Origin of the sequence: Streptomyces inhibens (assembly GCF_022221585.1) — a bacterium.
In the GTDB taxonomy this organism is placed as follows: domain Bacteria; phylum Actinomycetota; class Actinomycetes; order Streptomycetales; family Streptomycetaceae; genus Streptomyces; species Streptomyces inhibens.
In genome coordinates this window covers 2662849-2682219 of sequence record NZ_CP084681.1, presented here as the reverse complement: position 1 = coordinate 2682219, position 19371 = coordinate 2662849, and the positions used below count along the sequence as shown (strand labels likewise).

The window sequence follows — 19371 nt, the reverse complement described above, 5'->3', positions numbered from 1 at the left end:
GCGGCCCTCGGGTCAGCCCCGCTTGAGCCGCGCCGTGGTGTGCCGGGTCGGCTCGGCCGTCGAAGGGTCCTCCGGCCAGGGGTGCTTGGGATAGCGGCCGCGCAACTCCGCCCGCACGGACCGGTATCCGTCCCTCCAGAACGAGGCGAGATCGGCCGTCACGGCGGCCGGACGCCCCGCGGGGGAGAGCAGATGCACCAGCACCGGCACCCGGCCGTCGGCCACCCGCGGTGACTCCTGCCGGCCGAACAACTCCTGCAGCTTGACGGCCAGCACCGGCTGCTCGCCGCCGTAATCCACCCGTACCCGCGAACCACTCGGCACCTCGATACGCTCCGGCGCCAGCTCCTCGAAACGGGCCGCGTCACCGGTCGCCCACGGCAGCAGCCGGGCCAGCGCCTGCCCCGCGTCGATCCGCTCCAGATCGGCCCGCCGCCGCGCCCGCCCGAGTTCCACACCCAGCCACTCCTCGATGCGTTCCAGCAGCGCCGCGTCCGACACATCGGGCCATGGCGCGCCCAACTCCCGGTGCAGGAACGCCATCCGCTGCCGCAACGACATCGCGCCGGCCGACCACCGCAGCAGCCCGAGCCCCTCCCGCCGCAGCCCCGACACCACCGCGTCCCGCAGCAGCCCGGGATCGGGTGCGGTCAGCGGCCGCACCGCAAGCTCGATCGCCCCCAGCCGGGCCACCGTCCTGGCCACCACGTCCCCGTCCGACCAGCGCACCTCCTCACCGGAGGAGTACAGCGCCCGCGCCGCCGCACACGCCGTCGCCTCATCGATCACCGCCGCCAGCCGCACCCGCGCCGACACCGCCCCCACCGGCCGGTCCGCCACCGCAACCGCCAACCACCCCGCCTCCCGCAGCCGCGAGGTGTCCCCGGCCCGAGTCCCCGGCCGCGGCCCGGCCCCCGCCAGCTCGGCCCCGGTCCCGGATGCCATGAGATAACTCCCGACCCCGCGCACCCGCGCCACCCGCTCCGGAAACGCCAACGCGGCGATGAGCCCGGCGACGGCGTCGTCGGTGGGGGATGAGCCTGCGGGGCCGCGGGAGCCGTTCGTGCCGCCGCCGGAACCGGCGCCGGTGCTCCTGGCCGCGGCCGCGCCTTCGCCGGCGCCGGGACGCCTGCCCGAGCCCTCGCCCGCACGACCGCCCGCTCCCGGGCCCCGGCCCGACCCTGACACCTCACCCGCACCCGAAACCTCGCCCCACCCTGAAGCCGACCCTGAAGCCGACCCTGAACCTGACCCCGGCCGCGCCCCCGGCTCTCCAGCCGCCGACGCCAGCCGCCGGGCCTCCTGCCGCCACCTGGCGGCGTAGGCATCGCCACCCCGTCGCGCGGTGCGCCACGCGGCCGCCAGATCGTCCCCGTACGCCCGCGGCGGCTCCTCGCTCAGCAGGGCGACCACCTCCGCGGCCCGCCGTACGCCGACCTCGGGCGCGCCGTCCACCAGGGCGCGCGCCAGTCGGGGATGCAACCCGAGCCGCGCCATCCGGGTGCCCCGCTCCGTCGCCCGACCGTCCTCGTCCACCGCGCCGATCGCCGTCAGCACCTCCCGCGCCGCGGCCAGCGCACCGGCCGGCGGCGCATCGAGCAGTGCAAGACCGCTCGCCGTCGGATCGCCCCAGCAGGCGGCCTGCAAGGCGAACGCCGTCAGATCCGCCACCTTGATCTCCGGATCGGGGAAGGCCGGCAGCCGCCCGTCCTCGCCCTCCGACCAGCACCGATACACCACACCCGGCGCCTCGCGCCCGGCCCGCCCGGCGCGCTGGCGGGCCGCCGCCCGGGAGGCCCGTACGGTCGTGAGCGCGCTGAGCCCCCGCGCATGATCCGTCCGCGGCACCCGCGCCAGGCCACTGTCGACCACCACTCGCACGCCCGGCACGGTCAGGCTGGACTCCGCCACCGACGTCGCCAGCACCACCCGCCGGGCGCCGTCCCCGCCCGCCAGCACCGCGTCCTGCACCTCGGCCGGCGCCCGCCCGTGCACCTGCAGCACCTCGGCGTCCACACCGCTCAGCTCCCCGGCGACGCGCCCGATCTCCCCGACACCGGGCAGAAAGCACAGCACATCGCCCGACTGCTCCCGCAGCGCCCGCCGCACCACGCCCGCCACATGCGTCAGCAGCGCCGGATCGACCCGCATCCCGTGTGCCGGCCGCACCGGCCGCTCCGGAGGCGCCCACACCACCCCTACGGGATGCGACACGCCCGCCGCCTCGACGACCGGCGCCGCCCCGTCGGGGCCGCCCAGCAGACGTGCCCACCCCTGGGCGTCCGTGGTCGCCGACGCGGCCACCAGCCGCAGCTCGGGCCGCAGCGTCTCGCGTACGTCCAGAAGGAAGGCCGCGGAGGTATCGGCGTCCAGATGCCGCTCATGGCACTCGTCGAGCACCACCACATCGAACCCGGCCAGCTCGGGGTCGCGCTGCAGCCGCTGCAGCAGCACCCCGGTGGTCACCACTTCCACGACGGTGCGGGGACCGGCCCGGCGCTCACCGCGCACCGTGAACCCGATGTCCTCGCCGACTTTCCCGCCCAGCAGCCAGGCCATCCGCCGCGCCGCGGCCCGGGCCGCGATCCGGCGTGGCTCGGCGACCAGCACCCGCCGCACCGGCCCCTCACCGGTCAGGCCGGCGAGAACCAGCGGCACCAGGGTCGTCTTGCCGGTGCCCGGCGGGGCGCAGAGCACCGCCGTACCGGGCCCGTCGAGGGCGGCACGGAGCGCGGGCAGCGCGGTGCGTACGGGCAGCTGGGCAAGGGCGTGGGCGGCGCCCCCGGCCGAAGGTTGGGGGAGGATCACGCCCCCAGTCTGACGCCCCGGCCACGCACGTCGGCAGGCCGCTGCCCGGAGACGGCGGCGGGAGGCCCCTTAAGTCCCCTGAGCCCCCGCAGCCCCCCGAGCCCCTAAGCCCCCGCCACGCACACGAAGATCGCCGTCCCCGGAATCAGATGCCCGCGCAGCGGGGACCAGCCGCCCCACTCCTGGGTGTTCCACTCCGGCCATTCCGGTTCGACGAGATCCTCCAGCCGGAAACCGGCGGCCACCACGTCCCGGACCCGGTCGCCCAGCGTCCGGTGGTGCTCGACGTACACCGCGTGGCCGCTCTCGTCCTGTTCGACGTACGGCGTGCGATCGAAGTAGGAAGCCGCCACCGACAGCCCCTCGGGCCCCGGCTCGTCCGGGAAGGCCCAGCGGATGGGGTGGGTGACGGAAAAGACGAACCGGCCGCCCGGCCGCAGCACCCGGCGCACCTCGCGCAGCACCCGCACCGGATCGGCGACGAACGGCAGCGCGCCGTACGCGGAACAGGCGAGGTCGAAGCTGCCGTCGCGGAACGGCAGCGCCCCGGCGTCCGCCTCCACCAGCTCGGTGGCGTCGTCGGCCAGCCCGTCGGCGATCCGCAGCGCGTGCTGCAGTTGCCGGTGGGAGAGATCCAGCGCCACCGGGAGCGCGCCCTGCGCCGCCAGCCAGCGGGAGCACTGCGCCGCGCCGGCACCGATCTCCAGGATCCGCCGCCCCTTCAGCTCGGCGGCCGGCCCGAGCAGCGCGGCGTCCGCCTCGTCGAGCCCCTCGGGACCCCAGATGAAGCGGTCGTCCCCGAGAAACGCGCCGTGGTCGCTCTGGTACTCGTCGGCGTTACGGTCCCACCAGCCCCGATTGGCCCGGCTGCTTTCGGTGTCCGAGGCGTCACGGCGGGTCGCCTCCGGCTCGTGGTCTTGGTTCATTGCGCCCGTCGTCGTAGTCTTCGCACTGCTTGTAGCTGCAGGGACTGTGAGGCCGTTCGACCTCGCGGAACACCGCGTGTGCCGGTTATGGGGCGTTCTGCCCCGGGTGTGCGCGTTCGCGCATTGACCGCGTCCGGCTGCCCCCGTATGCTACAAGTTGCGCTGCGGGCTTGCGCGCCTCAGACGGAGCAGGCCGCGCTCGCATCTGTATGTATGTCCCCTCGGTTTTGAGGCGTTTCGGATTGTGACGGATGCTCCGGCATCTCTGAACTTCCGGAAGATGCGTCTTTGACACTGTCCGGCTTATGCAGAGGCGATACGGGCTCTCGGCGTAGCAGTACCTACGACTTCAATGTCCGCACCGGAGCCCTTTCCCACATGACGAGCAGCACCGAGACCACCGCCACCACCCCGCAGGTTGCGGTCAACGACATCGGTAACGAGGAAGCCTTCCTCGCCGCGATCGACGAGACGATCAAGTACTTCAACGACGGCGACATCGTCGACGGCGTCATCGTGAAGGTCGACCGGGACGAGGTCCTGCTCGACATCGGTTACAAGACCGAAGGCGTCATCCCGAGCCGCGAGCTCTCGATCAAGCACGACGTCGACCCCAACGAGGTCGTCGCCGTCGGTGACGAGATCGAAGCCCTTGTTCTCCAGAAGGAGGACAAGGAAGGCCGCCTGATCCTCTCGAAGAAGCGCGCCCAGTACGAGCGTGCCTGGGGCACCATCGAGAAGATCAAGGAAGAGGACGGGATCGTCACCGGTACCGTCATCGAGGTCGTCAAGGGTGGTCTCATCCTCGACATCGGCCTCCGTGGCTTCCTCCCGGCCTCCCTGGTCGAGATGCGCCGCGTCCGCGACCTTCAGCCCTACGTGGGCAAGGAGCTCGAGGCCAAGATCATCGAGCTGGACAAGAACCGCAACAACGTGGTCCTGTCCCGCCGTGCCTGGCTGGAGCAGACCCAGAGCGAGGTCCGCCAGACCTTCCTCACCACCCTTCAGAAGGGTCAGGTGCGCTCCGGCGTCGTCTCCTCCATCGTCAACTTCGGTGCCTTCGTGGACCTGGGTGGCGTCGACGGTCTCGTCCACGTCTCCGAGCTCTCCTGGAAGCACATCGACCACCCGTCCGAGGTTGTCGAGGTCGGCCAGGAAGTCACCGTCGAGGTTCTCGACGTCGACATGGACCGCGAGCGCGTCTCCCTGTCGCTCAAGGCCACCCAGGAAGACCCGTGGCAGCAGTTCGCCCGGACCCACCAGATCGGTCAGGTCGTCCCGGGTAAGGTCACCAAGCTCGTTCCCTTCGGTGCGTTCGTGCGCGTCGACGAGGGCATCGAGGGCCTGGTCCACATCTCCGAGCTGGCCGAGCGCCACGTGGAGATCCCGGAGCAGGTTGTCCAGGTCAACGACGAGATCTTCGTCAAGGTCATCGACATCGACCTCGAGCGCCGTCGCATCAGCCTCTCGCTGAAGCAGGCCAACGAGTCCTTCGGTGCCGACCCGTCGGCGGTCGAGTTCGACCCGACCCTGTACGGCATGGCCGCGTCCTACGACGACCAGGGCAACTACATCTACCCCGAGGGCTTCGACCCGGAGACCAACGACTGGCTCGAGGGCTACGAGGCCCAGCGCGAGGCGTGGGAGAACCAGTACGCCGAGGCGCAGCAGCGCTTCGAGCAGCACCAGGCTCAGGTCATCAAGTCCCGCGAGGCCGACGAGCAGGCTGCGGCCGAGGGCGCTGCGGCGCCGGCGGCTCAGGGTGGCGGCCAGGCCGGTGGCGGCAGCACCGGTGGCGGCTCGTACTCCTCGGAGTCGGCGGACAACTCCGGCGCCCTGGCGTCGGACGAGGCGCTCGCCGCGCTGCGCGAGAAGCTGGCCGGCGGCCAGAGCTGAGCTCGCGTCGACAGGCGCCCAGCGGTTCGCCGCTAGGCACTAGCCGATAGACGAAGGCCCGTTCCCCTCAGGGGGAGCGGGCCTTCGTCGTACCCGGGGACGGCCATGTCCAGGGCGCCGCTTCCAGGGTGGGGCATGTCCGGGGCGTCTCCCCGGGGCGCGAGCCGGCGGCCCCAAGGGGGTCTGAGGGGTGGCCTCGGGGCCGGGGGGGGGCATCGCTGCCCAACGGTCAGCCCACGGGGATGCCCGGATTGGCGACACCGCGGCCGCCGGTGACGGTGTTGTCGCCCGCGATGGTGACCGGGCAGTCGGACGCGTCGTAATGGGTGATGTTGAATCCATAACGGCCGGATCCGGTGGCGCCGCTCAGATCGGACGTGTTGCCACGGAAGACCGTGCCGCAGCCCCAGCCCGACTGCTGGGTGTGGGTCTCGTAGCCGTTGTTGGTGGTGTGCTTGCCCCTGTTGTTCTCGACGAGGACCTTGTTGCCCTTGATGTCGACCCATGAGTCGTCGTAGTGGGCGCCGGTCAGCCCACTACCGTCGAACGTATTACCGATGATCTTCGCGCCGGTGGTGCCTTCCTTGATGTCGATGTTCTCGCCGCCGACACCGGGCCCGATGGTGTTGCCGAGGATCTGCGCGTTGTCGCTCTTGTCGTCGGTGCCGCCCGCGCTGCCGACGTACACCCCCTCACCCATGCCGCTGCCGTTCTTGCCGGTGTCGCGGATGGTGGAGTTCTTGATGACGCCGTCCTTGCTGGACTTGCGGAAGTGCACGCCCTCCATGTCCAGGTCATGCACGGTGACGGAGTCGATGACGACGCCGTTCGAGGCGTCCATCATGATCCCCTTCTGGCCGCCGGTGACGGTGATTCCCTTGACGGTCCAGTACGAGGCGCCGTTCAGGTACAGCCCGTAGCCGCCGCCCGCGGTGAGGACGGCCTTCGACGAACCGGTGAGCGTGATGCGGGACCCGGAGGTGCCGGCGGCGGTGGTCTTGAAGTTGCCGTTGTACGTGCCGTCGGCGAGCTGGATCGAGTCACCCGGTTTCGCGGCGGCTAGCGCGTCCTTGAGCTGCGCGGCTGTCGACACCTCGATGGCTCGGGTGGGGGAAGCGGCAGGAGTGCTGTCAGTGGCGGCTGTGGCTGAGGTGGCTGAGGTGGCCAGGGGGAGTAACGCGGCGCCCAGGAGGGCGGCGGCGCCGGGGGCGGTCAAGAGGGGGCGAATGCGAGGGGAGCGGCGAGGACGGGGGGAGCGGTGAGAACGGGGGGAACAGCGGGAACGGAGGGAACGGGCGGAACGGGGTGTACGCATTCAACTTCCTTCCCATATATGAACCTTGGATTTCAGTATGAATCTGCCGTGCGGAGGTGAAGCTAGAGGCGGAGGTGGTGTGCGTCAAGCCTTGGGGTGGGGCGGGTGTGGGGTGAACTCGTCTCTGCAGTAAGGGAGTTGAGTTCATGTCCTTGAATTTGAGGTGGTGGGGGAGGGCGGGGGAGAGTGAGGGAGGGAGCTGGGGCAGGGGTGAGAGGGGCCTGGGCCGGGGAGGGGGCGGTGGGGCTACGTGACTGGGGGCGGCGTGGGTGGGGTGGGCCGGGTGGGGCGGGTGTGGGGCACGGGGCGTGGCCGAAGTACGACGGGTGGCGTCCGGCGCCGGGAATGCCTACGGACGATCGCGCGTTGGCGTTCATGAGAACGAGGAGGGGCGGTCACTGTGTTGGATCCCCAGAGTTTGTACGCATGGGAGCCGAGCGGGCTCGCGGAGGTCGAGGCAATCGCCTCCAGGGACTCCGCCGGACTGGTGCTGCTGTACCACTTCGACGGGTACATCGACGCCGGCGAGACCGGCGACCAGATCGTGCAGAGGCTGCTGGACGGCCTGCCGAACGAGGTCGTCGCCCGCTTCGACCACGACCGCCTCGTCGACTACCGCGCCCGCCGCCCGCTGCTCACCTTCGAGCGCGACCGCTGGACCGCCTACGAGACCCCCAGCATCGAGCTGCGGCTCGTGCGCGACACCACCGACGCACCGTTCCTGCTGCTGTCCGGACCCGAACCGGACGTCGAGTGGGAGCGCTTCGCGGGCGCCGTGAAGCAAATCGTGGAGCGGCTGGGTGTGCGCCTCTCGGTGAACTTCCACGGCATCCCCATGGGCGTCCCGCACACCCGCCCCGTAGGCATCACCCCGCACGGCAACCGCACCGATCTGATGCCGGGGCACGGCGGCTTCTTCGACGAGGCGCAGGTGCCCGGCAGCGCGGAGGCGCTGATCGAGTTCCGGCTGGCCGAAGCGGGCCACGATGTCCTGGGCGTGGCGGCGCATGTACCGCACTACATCGCCCGGTCCGCGTATCCGGACGCCGCGCTGACGGCGCTGGAGGCGGTGACGGCCGCGACCGGTCTGGTGCTGCCGGGGGCGGCGCATTCGCTGCGTACGGAGGCGCTGCGGACGCAGGAGGAGATCGAGCGGCAGATCTCGGAGGGCGATGAGGAGCTGGTCGCGCTGGTCAGCGGTCTTGAGCACCAGTACGACGCGGTGGCCGGGGCGGAGAGCCGGGGGAATCTGGTGGCCGAGCCGGTGGAACTCCCGTCTGCCGACGAGATCGGCAGGGAATTCGAACGCTTCCTGGCGGAGCGGGAGGGAGACAGCGGCGGCAGCGGGGCCTGATCCCGCCATCCCCCCACCCGGCGCCTCCTGGGCACCTGCCGTCTCCGCGCACCGTATAGCGTGGGCCCATGGTGAAGGTGGGGCTGACCGGCGGAATCGGTGCGGGCAAGAGCGAGGTGTCGCGACTGCTGGCGTCGTACGGCGCGGTGATCGTGGACGCCGACAAGATCGCACGCGAAGTTGTCGAGCCGGGGACGCCCGGACTGGCGGCAGTGGTCGAGAAGTTCGGGGACGACGTCCTCGGGCCGGACGGCACATTGGACCGACCGAAGCTGGGCGGGATCGTGTTCGCCGACCCCGAGAAGCTGAAGGCGCTGAACGAGATCGTGCACCCGCTGGTGGGCGCGCGGTCGGCCGAACTCGAAGCATCGGCGGGGCCGGACGCGATGGTGGTCCACGATGTGCCGCTGCTGACGGAGAACGGCCTGGCGCCGCTGTACGACCTGGTGGTCGTGGTCGATGCCGCACCGCAGACCCAGCTGGACCGGTTGGTACGGCTGCGCGGTATGGCGGAGGACGAGGCGAAGGCCCGGATGGCGGCTCAGGCAACCCGTGAACAGCGGCTGGCCGTCGCGGACCTCGTCATCGACAACGACGGACCGCTGGAAGCTCTGGAACCCCAGGTCCGCGTAGTGTGGGAGCGGCTGCGGGGCGCATGAGGCCGGGCGATACTCTCGCCGCCATGACTGCTGCTTCCGATCTCGACGCCAACACGCCCGACGTCCGGCCCGCCTCCACCCCGGAGCCCGGCCCTGGCTCCTCCTCCGGCCCCGCTTCCGAGTCCGAATCCGGCTCCGCCGACGGCTCGGCACCCGCATCGTTCGTGGTCAACATCCCCGGTATCGCGGACGCCGATCTGGAGCCGGAACCGCTGGATCCCTCCCAGATCGTCTCCGGCGAGCCGGTGGTGACGGGCAAGGTGCTGTGGGAGTCCCCCGACGGCCTGCAGATCCGCGGGATCTGGCAGATCACGCCCGGTGTGGTGACGGACACCGAGGCCAATGAGCTGTTCGTGGTCGTCAGCGGGCGCGCCACCATTGAGGTCGAAGGCGGCTCGGTCCTTGAAGTGGGACCGGGCGACGCCTGCGTCCTGCGCGAGGGCGACCGCACGCAGTGGACCGTGCACGAGACGTTGCGCAAGGCGTACCACATCAGCCTGTAAGGGGCGGGGCGAAGTGGGCCTGAGGTAAGGGGCGGGGCGAAGTGGGCCTGAGGTAAGGGCGGGAGGGGGTGGGCCGGGCGCCGGCGGGAGGGCGTGTGGCGGCCCAAGCGCCTTGGCGGGGGAGGTACGGCGGCGTGCCTCCGTGCTTTGGGCGGCCGCCTTGCCGTCGCCCCTCCGTCTTCCCCCTGCCCCCGCCCCTCCCCCCTCCCCCTCTCTCTCCCTCCGCCTCGGCTTGTTGCGGTCGTCTTGCGGCGTGGCCAGGGCCGGTTGAGGCTGGGCCGGCCGGGGAATGCCGCGACCGTTGGGTTTGTTGTGCCCCAGGTAACGTCGTACGGTCCGTGGCTGACGCATGCCCCGACGGCGACGGAGAGGAGCAGGCCGTGCCCGAGAGCAGTCCCGAGACGCATGTCATCGACTTCCGCGCCGCGGAGCAGCTGTTGGCGGCCCGCGACCCGCGCGGTGCGATCCGGCTGCTGGACTCGGTCATCGCCGCGCACCCCGAGAACACCGCGGCCCGGCTGTTGCGTGCCCGCTCCTTCTTTCTCGCCGCTCAACTACGGCCGGCGGAACTCGAGTTCCAGATCGTGCTGGAGCGCGAGCCGGACAACGCCTTTGCGCACTTCGCGCTGGGCCGCACCTTGGAGCGCGCCAACCGCCCCGAGGAGGCGCTGCGCCACTTCCGCCTGGCGGCGGCCCTCGAACCGCGCCCGGAGTTCATCGAAGCGGCCCGTTTCGCACGCGACACGGGCAACGGCGATCACGCGCCCGACCGCCCAGCCGGCGATCCGGAATAGCGGGCGTCCACGCAGTAGCGGCCTGTCCCGGCGTACGGGGCTGTCCGCGCATGGTGGGCCGTTCCCGCGAACGCCCGGCGCCTCACCGCATGTTGCGTAACCCACCGGCGTCCCCCGCATGTCCTGGTACGCCGTCCGCCCGTCCGCCCGTCCGCCCGTCCGCCCGTCCGCCCGTCCGCCCGTCGGCCCGTCGGCCCGCCCGTCGGCCCGTCGGCCCGTCTGCCCGCCCGGCCGTCCGGCCACCCGTCCGTCCGCCCGCCCGGCCACCCGGCCACCCGTCCGGCCACCCGTCCGTCCGCCCGTCCGTCCGTCCGCCCGTCCGTCCGCCCGCCCGTCCGTCCGGCCACCCGGCCGCCCGGCCGTCCGCCCGCCCGCCCGGCCGTCCGCCCGCCCGGCCGTCCGCCCGCCCGGCCGTCCGCCCGCCCGGCCACCCGGCCGTCCGCCCACCCGGCCGTCCGGCCGCCGCTACGGTCTGGTGTCGTGCCTGCCGCCGGTGTTCTTGCGTATTCCGAATGCCTCGTTCCGGCCTCGATCAGGCTCGTAGGGCGGTATGTCCTTGCCCGGCTGGTAGTGCGGTCCCTGGCGGATGTGGCGGATCACCATGGCCAGGTCCGTCGCTGCCACCATGGCCAGGGCGGCACACGCGGCAGCCCATTCCGGTCGGCCGGCACTGGCGAAGACCACGGCCCCGGCGATCGCCCACAGCAACCCCCACAGCGCCAGCCCACGGCGAATCTTCAGCGGGCTGCGCGCCTGAAGGGGCTCATTTCCCGTACGCATCGGCACCCATCTCCCACCTCCAGGATCCTCCCGATCGACGAGCTAGTCACCTGTCTCCGTCACCCCTTTCAACGGTTTGTGCTCCGGGGTTTCCGCTGCCCTTCGGGCTGCTCTTCGCCGCCGGGCGGATCGCCGGCGGGGTGGCTGTTGATCCACGACAGCCCGCCGATGTCGAGCAGCGACCGGGCGCGGGTCACGGCGACGTACGCCAAGCGCGCCTCGTCGACATCGACCGGCCCGGGAAGCGGCGCTCCGTCCTCGCCGCGCTCGTCCAGGTCATCGGGGCCCGTGAAATCGTCCGCGATGCGTACGCTTGCCCACTCCCGTCCCTTGGCCCGGTGGGCCGTGGACACTGTCACCTCGGCGGAATCCTCGGGCGAGAGCCGGTCCAACGCGCGCAGTACGGCTTCCGTGCCGTGCTCGTCGACGAGCTCCACCAGTGGCAGCAGATCCCGTCCGGCCGGATCGAACTCGGCGTACTCGCGCAGTTCCGCCCAGGTCTCGAAGAGCATCAGCTCGGGATGGGCGGTGCGTCGCCCGGCCTCAAGGTCGTGCGCGGCGCGTGCGAGGGCGCTCAGTGCCTCGCCGCCGCCCGCGAGTGCGACCCGACTCTCGGCCTCCAGCTGCCGTATCACCTCCACCATCGCCCCCACATTCGTCCGGCACAGGATCGCCTCCGGCGCGCGGACCGTACACAACTCTGTCTCCAGGGACGGTGACCCCGTGAGCCGGATCGGCGCGCCGACGATCCTGAGCCAGCGGTTGGCCTCGGCCGCCAGAGCCGGTCCGAAGCGGAAGGAGCGGGAGAGGCTGAGCTGTCTGCCGTCGAAGCCGGTCATGACGTCGCGCGCACCGCGCCAGCCGTAGATGGCTTGAGCGGAGTCCCCGACCAGCACCAGCTGTGCATGGTCGCGCTGGGCCGTGAAAACCTGCTCGACCACGGGATTGGTGTCCTGTGCCTCGTCCAGGAGCAGGAAATCCGCCGGGATGACGGGCTCACTCAGCGCCCACATCTTGAGGTAGTGGTCGTGCTCGAAGCGGACCACGCCGTGGTCCGGGTGTTGCAGGTCGGCCCAAGCCTTGCGTGCGTAGGGCAGGACGAGGTCGGCGAGTTGTGCGTGCAGCGGCGGGGATTCGGCTCCGCGCAGAGGCGGGACATGGTGGGGTGCGATCTCGCTGTCCGCTGACTGGCAGAAGCGGGTGACCGTGCGCAGGGCCGTGTGGGAAAGCGCCTTGTTGTTGACCTTGCGTGCTCCGATGCGTAAGGACAGGCCGTCGTCGATACCCAGGGCCGCGCCCGTGCGCCAGCCCGCTTGCCGTGGGGCGTTCATGCGCGCTTGGTAGCTTCTGCCCACGGCGGTGTACGCGAGGGCGTGGGCGGTGCCGCAGGCCACCTCGGTGGGGAACGCCCGGGCGGCGTGGCGTGCGACAGCTCTGTTGAAGGCGATATAGCGGCCGGTCCGGCCGTGTTTCCGTGCGGTGTGCGCGAGCATCGCGAGGGTCGTGGTTTTGCCTGTCCCGGCACCGGCCTGGATCACCAGATGTGAGCCGGTCGGAAAGGCCTGTGCCGCGGCGTCCTGCTCGGGCGTGGGCGTGTGCATGGGGGTGTACATGGGGGTATGCATGGGAGCTCCTCACCGGCATCACTTGATCACTGAGAGTGATTACGTCACTGACTGTAACCGATTTCGGGGGTGCGGGCGAGAGGCGTTCCAAGGCCTGTGGATAACTCCGGTTCGTGGGCGGGAAACGCCGGCCGGGACGCATTGTCAGTGCCGTCTGCTTCCATCGAACTCGTGCAGGGCTGCCGCGGCGGGACCGACGCCGGCGGGCAGCGGGACATGGGGGGGCGCAGTGCGTACGACCGTAGACTCGCAGGTCGGGGGCGGAGGAGGAGGCCGGGTGCGGCAGGCCCGGTGCGTGCCGGAACCCTCGCGGCAGGACCAAGCAGTGCAGTACCAAGCAGTGCAGTACCAAACAGCGCAGGACCGAGCAGTAAGGCATGGCATGACGAGGCGGTGGGAGGCGGTGGCGGGGGAGCCCCGTTCGCCGGACGCTCCGCCCACAGCCGTGCCCGGGGGCGCGGGGGACGGGGTCGGCGCCGCCATGGCCCGCTGCGCCGCGGTCTTTCTGCCCGCCCGGCCGCCGCGCGCGGGGAAGATCGCGTTCTGGCGTCCCGATGACGGTCCGCTCCCGGACGTCGGCACCGGGAGCGGCGATGAAGGGGCAGCGGGCAAGGACGGGGGCGCGGAGCCGACGCAGCTGACCGTTGCCCGGCGGCATGGGAACGGCGCCCGCAGCCGCACCGTCCCGGCCGTGCTGCTTCCGCTGGCCGAGGCCGTCCCGCTGCTGATCCGGGCCCGGTACGACCCGGGTGCCGATCCGGCCGCCGCCGGCTGGGGCGCGGCCACCTTGCATGCGCTGCACCTCGCCGCGCGCGGCAGACTGCTGCCGGGGCTGACCATCGAGGACACCGACGCCTGGCGCGCCGGCCCGCTCGACCCCGAAGACATCGCACACCTCCGGGCCATCGCCGCCGCCATGCCCGCCGAGGCCTACGCCGTGCCGCTCCCCGGCAGCCGCCCGCTCCAGCTGCACGATCCCGCGGCCCTGGTACGGCTCTATGTGGACGCGGTCGTCGACGCGCTGCCGCGTACCCCCGCCGCCGGGCTGGTGGCCGGTGCCCCGTTCGCCGCGACCGCGCCGCAGTACCTTCCCGGCGCCCGGGAATGGGCCGCCGAGGTGGCGGCCGGCGTGGACGCGGGGGTACGGCTCTCCCTGCGCCTCGACCTCGCGTCGCACAAGCTCTTCGACATGGGGGACCAGGACAGCGCGGGCGACGCCGAGGAGCGCAGTGCGGCGGGCGCCGTCCTCCAGGTGCACAGCCTCACCGACCCGACCCTGGTCGCCGACGCCCGCGGCCTGTGGGAGGGCGAAGGCCCCGACCACTTCGGGCCGCGCTCCCGCGTCGACACCCTCTTGGCGCTGCGCCGCGCCGCCCGGGTCTGGGCCCCGCTCACCCGCCTCCTGGAGCGGCCGGTCCCCGACGTACTGCCGCTCAGCGAGGACGAGTTGTACGACCTGCTGGGCGAGGCCGCGCCACGGCTGGGCGCCGCGGGGGTGGCCGTCCACTGGCCCAAGGAACTGGCCCGCGGCCTGACGGCGGCGGCCGTGCTGCGCCCGGCACCGGGCTCGGCCGCGGACGGCTTCGGCTTCTTCGACACACGTGAACTGCTGCAATTCCGCTGGCAGGTGGCGATGGACGGGGTGCCGCTGACCGAGGCGGAAATGGACGCCCTCGCCGAGGCGCACCGCCCCGTCGTCCGGCTGCGTGACCAGTGGGTCCTGGTCGACCCGGGGCTCGTACGCAAGGCGCGCAAGCGGGAACTGGGCTATCTGGAGCCGGTCGACGCCCTCGCCGCGACGCTCAACGGCACCACGGAGGTGGACGGCGAAGAGGTTGAGGTGGTGCCCCTGGGCGCCCTCGCCGCGCTGCGCGGCCGTCTCACCACGGAGGCGCGGCCCCTGCCCCAGCCGCCCGGACTGCGCGCGACCCTGCGCGACTACCAACTACGGGGCATGGCCTGGCTCGACACCATGACCTCCATCGGGCTCGGCGGCTGTCTCGCCGACGACATGGGCCTGGGCAAGACCATCACCGTCATCGCGCTCCATCTCCACCAACGGCCCGGCGCGCCGGTGCTCGTCGTCTGCCCCGCCTCCCTCCTCGGCAACTGGCAGCGCGAGATCGAGCGCTTCGCCCCCGGTACGCCCGTCCGCCGCTTCCACGGCGCCGGCCGCAGCCTCGACGACCTGGAGGGCGGCTTCGTCCTGACGACGTACGGGACGATGCGCAGCAGCGCCACCCAACTGGCCGGCCGGCGTTGGGCCTGGGTCGTCGCCGACGAGGCCCAGCATGTGAAGAACCCGCGCTCCTCGACGGCCAAGGCGCTGCGCAGCATCAAGGCTCCCGCCCGGATCGCCCTCACCGGCACCCCCGTCGAGAACAACCTCTCCGAGTTGTGGGCACTCCTCGACTGGACGACCCCCGGACTCCTCGGCCCCCTCAAGACGTTCCGTGCGCTGCACGCCCGTGAGGTCGAGGGCGGCGAGGACCCGGAGGCGGCCGAGCGGCTGGCCAGACTGGTGCGTCCGTTCATCCTGCGCCGCAAGAAGTCCGACCCCGGGATCGCGCCCGAACTCCCGCCGAAGACCGAGACGGACCACCCGGTGGCGCTGGGGCGCGAACAGGCCGCGCTGTATCAAGCCGTCGTCCGCGAGACCCTCTCCCGGGTCGAGGCCGCCGAGGGCATCGCGCGCCGTGGCCTGGTGATGAAGCTGCTCACCGCCCTCAAGCAGATCTGCAACCACCCCGCGCAGTACCTCAAGGAGACCGCCCCTGGCCTGTCCGCGCGCTCCGGGAAGCTCGAACTCCTCGATGAGCTCCTGGACACCATCCTCGCCGAGGGCGGCGCCACGTTGATCTTCACGCAGTACGTGGGCATGGCGCGGCTGCTCGAACGGCACCTCGCCACCCGCGGCATCCCGACGCAGTTCCTGCACGGCGGCACGCCCGTCGCCGAACGGGAGAAGATGGTCGACCGCTTCCAGTCGGGACAGGCCCCGGTCTTCCTGCTGTCCCTGAAGGCGGCGGGCACGGGGCTGAATCTCACCCGCGCCGGACACGTGATCCACTACGACCGGTGGTGGAATCCGGCGGTGGAGGAGCAGGCCACCGACCGTGCCTACCGCATCGGCCAGACCCAGCCCGTCCAGGTGCACCGGCTGATCGCCGAGGGCACGGTCGAGGACAACATCGCCCAACTTCTCAGCGCCAAACGGGCACTCGCCGACGCGGTGCTCTCCGGTGGTGAGACCGCGCTCACCGAGCTGTCCGATGCCGAGCTGGCCGACCTCGTCTCCCTGAGGAGGCCCGGATGAACCCTCGCCCCACCTCAGGACGCGCCGCCGCGGCGGACCGGCTGGCCCGCGCGGACCGCTCCCGTACCTTCCCGCCCTTGCCGGCCCGGACCGGCGCCCGGGGGCTGTTCGCCGAATCCTGGTGGGGAAGCGCCTGGCTGGACGCGCTGGAGACCACCGCCCTCGACAGCGCCCGGCTCGCCCGGGGCCGGACGTACGCCCGCGACGGCCATGTCGACACCATCAATGTCACCCCGGGCCGCATCGTCGCCACCGTACGGGGGAGCAGGCCCCGCCCGTACAGCGCCGAAATCCGCCTCAGGACCCTTGGCGACCAGGACTGGGACGGCCTCCTGGACGCCATCGCCGCGGAGCCCGGCCAGCTCACCGCGCTGCTGGCCAAGAAGCTGCCCCGTGCGCTGGCCGAGGGCGAGGTGCGTCTCCTCCCCGGGCCGGGTGATCTCGTACCCCGATGCTCGTGCCCCGACAACGGCAGGCCCTGCAAGCACGCGGCCGCGCTCTGCTTCCAGGTGGCCCGCCTGCTGGACGCCGACCCGTTCGTCCTGCTGCTGATGCGCGGCCGCGGCGAACGCGAACTCCTCGACGAACTCTCCCGCCGCAACACCGCGCTCACCGCCCGCGAAGCCCGCGCCCACACGTGTGTCGCCACCACGCCGCCCCACAGCAGCCGAGCGTCAGGGAGTGAAAGAGCCACACGAGCCGCCGGCGGCGAACGGACTGCCGCGGTGGCTCCCGGCGTCGCCCCCGGGGAGCCCCTCGCGCAGGGGACGCCCGCATCTCCCGGTGTCCTTGCCCGCGAGGCCCTCGCCGACCGCCCCCGGCCGCCGCTCCCGCCGCCCCTGCCGGCGCCACCACAGCCCGGTCACCCGCCGGCCCTGCCCGACGGCGACGGCCTCCCGTTCGACCCGGCCACCCTCGAATTCCTGGCCGCCGACGCCGCGGCCCGCGCTCACGCCTGCGTATCCGCCGCCGGATCCGCGAGCCCCGGAAGCGGCCGCCCGGCCGTCCACAGCCCGTTCCCGGCGCTGCCGCCGTGGGAGGACGCCATCCGCCTGGCGGCCACCGCCCACCCCACCGCCGGCCTGACCTCCACCACCCGCGCCCTCTACCGCGACCTCGCGATGGCGACCGGACGTACGCCCACGGACGTGGCCCGCTCCGTCGCCGCCTGGCGGCAGGGCGGCCCCGAAGGCCTCGCCCTCCTCGACACCACCTGGAATCCACCGGCCGGCGACTTCGACCGGGCCCGCAGCGCCCTCCTGGCCGCGGACCTTCCGGCCCTGCGCCCGCGCCACAACCACCTCACCGACCCGGGCGGCCGTATCCAGCTCCGTTTCGGCCGCGACAACCGCTGGTATCCGTACGAATCCGAGCCCGGCGCCGAGGACTGGTGGCCCACCGGCCCCGCGGACCCCGACCCCGTAGGCGCGCTCACCACCCTGCTCGCGCGATGACTAACCTCAGGGCCGTGGAAGGTCTCGACGCACTCACCCGATCCCTCGCCCGGCGCACCCCCGAGCAGCTCGCCGCACTCCTGGCCCGCCATGCCGAGCCGCTCGCCCGTCGGCCCGCCCCCACCGAACTACGTGGTCTGGCAAGCGCGTTGTGGTCGTACGAAACCCTCCACCACCTGGTGCTGCACCTCGACCACCCCCGGCTGCAGGTGCTCGCGACCACCGCCCGCATCAGTCAGGAGCGCGCGGGGCGTGCCGCTCCCGGCCCCGCCGCCCCCGCACCGGGCGCCGACTACCAGTCCCTGATGGCGCACCAGCTCTCCTTCGCGCACCTGGCCACCGAACCCGTCCCGCCCGAAGATGTCTTCGCCGCCCTCGGCGCCACCACAGGCCCCGCGCGCACCGCTGCCGAGGCGGCCCTGCGTGCCCTCCACGACGACGGACTCGCCGCCCCCACCGAGGACGGCACGGTCGTCGTCCCGCCGCGCGCCCCGCAACTCCTCACCGCCCACGACCTCGGCCCGTTCCTCGCGGACGCCCCACTGCCCGCCCCGGGCGGCGCCGCTCTGCCCGCCGCATCGGTCCCCGCGACCTCGCCGCACGACGAATCCCGGGCCGCTGCCGCCACCCTGGCCGCCACCGTCGACCGCCTGCTGGCCTCTCTGGCGACGCAGCCCGCCGCGCTGCGCAAGTCGGGCGGGCTGGCCGTACGGGAGATCAAACGGCTGGCCAAGGCGGCCGGCGCCACCGAACCGCACACCCGCCTCCTCCTCGACCTCACCCTGGCCGCCGACCTGATCGCGCTGACCCGCACCCCGGCCGGTATCACCGCGCTCCCCACCAGCGCCTACGACGACTGGCTCGGCCGCCCGCCCGGCGAACGCCTCGCCCCGCTCCTCGCCGCCTGGTCCGCCCTGTGGGCCATCCCCACCCACACCCCGTTCGGTGAGACCCCGACCGCACTGATCCGCGGACACGACCGGCACGCACCCGCTCTCCGCCACGCCCTCCTCGCCGCTTCGGCCACCGTCCCGCCCGGCTCCGGAGCACCCCTCCCCGCACTGCCGCTCGCCGGATCACCCGCCCAACAGGAGGGCACCCGCACCCCGTTGGAGCAGCTCCTGCGGACGGCGGACTGGTACCGCCCCCTCGCCGTCACCCGCCAGCCGATGGCCGAGGACCGTGCCGCCCACACCCTCCACGAGGCGGCCTACCTGGGCCTGGTCGCCCACGGCACCCTCACGCCCCTCGGCCGCGCGCTGCTCGCTGACCCGCACTCCCTCGACGAGCCGCTCGGCGAACTGCTCCCGCCGCTCCTCGAACAGGCCCACTTCCAGGCCGATCTGACCGCCGTCGTCCCCGGCCGCCCCGCCGCCGCGCTCGCCGGACTCCTCACCTCCGCGGCCGATCGCGAGTCCGAGGGCCACGCCGTGACCTGGCGCTTCACCCCCGCCTCCGTACGCCGTGCGCTGGACACCGGCCACACCGCCGACACCCTCCTCGACGACCTCACCCGCGCCTCGGCGACCGGCACCCTGCCGCAGCCACTCGGCTACCTCGTCCGGGACGCCGCCCGCACCCATGGCCGGATGCGTGTCCTGCCCGCCGCCTGCTGCATCCGCTCCGACGACGAAGCCCTCGTCAAGGAACTCGCCGCCCACCGGGCGCTGCGCGACCTCGCGCTGCGCGCCATCGCCCCGACCGTCCTGGTCAGCGGCCGCCCGCCGGCCGCCACCCTGGACGCCCTGCGCGCCGCCGGCTACGCACCCACCCTGGAATCCGACACCGGCACCACCACCGTCGAACGCCTCCCCGCGCACCGGACCAAGGCCCCCGCCCCCACCCGCAATCCACATGCCCCCCTCACCCTCGCCCGCCGCCTCCTGGGGCTCGCACCGGAACCCCAGGAGGCCCACCGGACCGCCGACGTGTGACCCGTTG

13 protein-coding genes are annotated in these 19371 nt (G+C 72.7%); 8 read left to right on the top strand and 5 right to left on the bottom strand.

What is annotated here, in order from left to right; all coding sequences use genetic code 11:
- Positions 1-12: 12 nt before the first annotated feature.
- Positions 13-2808: an ATP-dependent RNA helicase gene (locus tag KI385_RS12455; RefSeq protein ID WP_238572247.1), complete on the bottom strand. Its 2796-nt coding sequence runs from the start codon at positions 2806-2808 to the stop codon at positions 13-15.
- Positions 2809-2912: 104 nt separating this feature from the next.
- The gene (locus tag KI385_RS12450; protein ID WP_238572246.1) at positions 2913-3734 is read right to left on the bottom strand and encodes a class I SAM-dependent methyltransferase; all 822 of its coding nucleotides are present in this window, start codon (positions 3732-3734) and stop codon (positions 2913-2915) included.
- A 378-nt stretch (positions 3735-4112) separates the two neighbouring features.
- Between KI385_RS12450 and rpsA the strand changes: the two genes are divergently transcribed.
- Positions 4113-5630: a 30S ribosomal protein S1 gene (rpsA, locus tag KI385_RS12445; RefSeq protein WP_238572245.1), complete on the top strand. Its 1518-nt coding sequence runs from the start codon at positions 4113-4115 to the stop codon at positions 5628-5630.
- 229 nt (positions 5631-5859) lie between these two features.
- Here the strand turns inward: rpsA and KI385_RS12440 are convergent, their stop codons facing one another.
- Complete coding sequence (locus tag KI385_RS12440; RefSeq protein WP_238572244.1) at positions 5860-6846, bottom strand: right-handed parallel beta-helix repeat-containing protein; 987 nt, start codon at positions 6844-6846, stop codon at positions 5860-5862.
- A 499-nt stretch (positions 6847-7345) separates the two neighbouring features.
- Here KI385_RS12440 and KI385_RS12435 point away from each other — a divergent pair, with 499 nt between their 5' ends.
- From KI385_RS12435 to KI385_RS12420, 4 genes are all read left to right on the top strand, one after another.
- A complete protein-coding gene (locus KI385_RS12435) occupies positions 7346-8299 on the top strand; it encodes a PAC2 family protein (RefSeq protein WP_238572243.1) in 954 nt (317 codons plus the stop codon).
- A gap of 68 nt (positions 8300-8367) precedes the next feature.
- Positions 8368-8958, top strand: a complete 591-nt coding sequence (gene coaE, locus KI385_RS12430; RefSeq protein ID WP_238572242.1) for a dephospho-CoA kinase — start codon at positions 8368-8370, stop codon at positions 8956-8958.
- Positions 8959-9140: 182 nt separating this feature from the next.
- Positions 9141-9461, top strand: coding sequence for a cupin domain-containing protein (locus KI385_RS12425; RefSeq protein WP_425357069.1), 321 nt, complete (start codon positions 9141-9143; stop codon positions 9459-9461).
- A gap of 380 nt (positions 9462-9841) precedes the next feature.
- Positions 9842-10255 carry a tetratricopeptide repeat protein gene (locus tag KI385_RS12420; RefSeq protein WP_238577674.1) on the top strand — a complete coding sequence of 138 codons (414 nt, stop codon included), beginning with the start codon at positions 9842-9844 and terminating at the stop codon, positions 10253-10255.
- A 465-nt stretch (positions 10256-10720) separates the two neighbouring features.
- On the opposite strand, the gene KI385_RS12410 is transcribed toward KI385_RS12420, so the two are convergent.
- The gene (locus KI385_RS12410; protein ID WP_238572241.1) at positions 10721-11035 is read right to left on the bottom strand and encodes a DUF6343 family protein; all 315 of its coding nucleotides are present in this window, start codon (positions 11033-11035) and stop codon (positions 10721-10723) included.
- Positions 11036-11103: 68 nt separating this feature from the next.
- Positions 11104-12636, bottom strand: coding sequence for a UvrD-helicase domain-containing protein (locus tag KI385_RS12405; protein ID WP_238577673.1), 1533 nt, complete (start codon positions 12634-12636; stop codon positions 11104-11106).
- 505 nt (positions 12637-13141) lie between these two features.
- Here KI385_RS12405 and KI385_RS12400 point away from each other — a divergent pair.
- The 3 genes from KI385_RS12400 to KI385_RS12390 are packed head-to-tail and all read left to right on the top strand — an operon-like array spanning position 13142 to position 19364.
- Positions 13142-15976, top strand: a complete 2835-nt coding sequence (locus KI385_RS12400; protein WP_238577672.1) for a DEAD/DEAH box helicase — start codon at positions 13142-13144, stop codon at positions 15974-15976.
- Positions 15973-17430 (top strand): SWIM zinc finger family protein, encoded by a 1458-nt coding sequence (locus KI385_RS12395; protein WP_238572240.1) that lies wholly within the window; start codon positions 15973-15975, stop codon positions 17428-17430. Before KI385_RS12400 ends, KI385_RS12395 begins: the two co-directional genes overlap by 4 nt.
- 14 nt (positions 17431-17444) lie before the next feature.
- Complete coding sequence (locus KI385_RS12390) at positions 17445-19364, top strand: helicase-associated domain-containing protein (RefSeq protein WP_238572239.1); 1920 nt, start codon at positions 17445-17447, stop codon at positions 19362-19364.
- The last annotated feature ends 7 nt before the right edge of the window (positions 19365-19371 follow it).

Bases quoted from the DNA above. Each gene is read 5' to 3' on its own strand.
- coaE (WP_238572242.1), top strand. From the start codon at position 8,368: ATGGTGAAGGTGGGGCTGACCGGCGGAATCGGTGCGGGCAAGAGCGAG.
- KI385_RS12410 (WP_238572241.1), bottom strand. From the start codon at position 11,035: ATGCGTACGGGAAATGAGCCCCTTCAGGCGCGCAGCCCGCTGAAGATT.
- rpsA (WP_238572245.1), top strand. From the start codon at position 4,113: ATGACGAGCAGCACCGAGACCACCGCCACCACCCCGCAGGTTGCGGTC.
- KI385_RS12405 (WP_238577673.1), bottom strand. From the start codon at position 12,636: ATGCACACGCCCACGCCCGAGCAGGACGCCGCGGCACAGGCCTTTCCG.
- KI385_RS12395 (WP_238572240.1), top strand. From the start codon at position 15,973: ATGAACCCTCGCCCCACCTCAGGACGCGCCGCCGCGGCGGACCGGCTG.
- KI385_RS12400 (WP_238577672.1), top strand. From the start codon at position 13,142: ATGGCCCGCTGCGCCGCGGTCTTTCTGCCCGCCCGGCCGCCGCGCGCG.
- KI385_RS12450 (WP_238572246.1), bottom strand. From the start codon at position 3,734: ATGAACCAAGACCACGAGCCGGAGGCGACCCGCCGTGACGCCTCGGAC.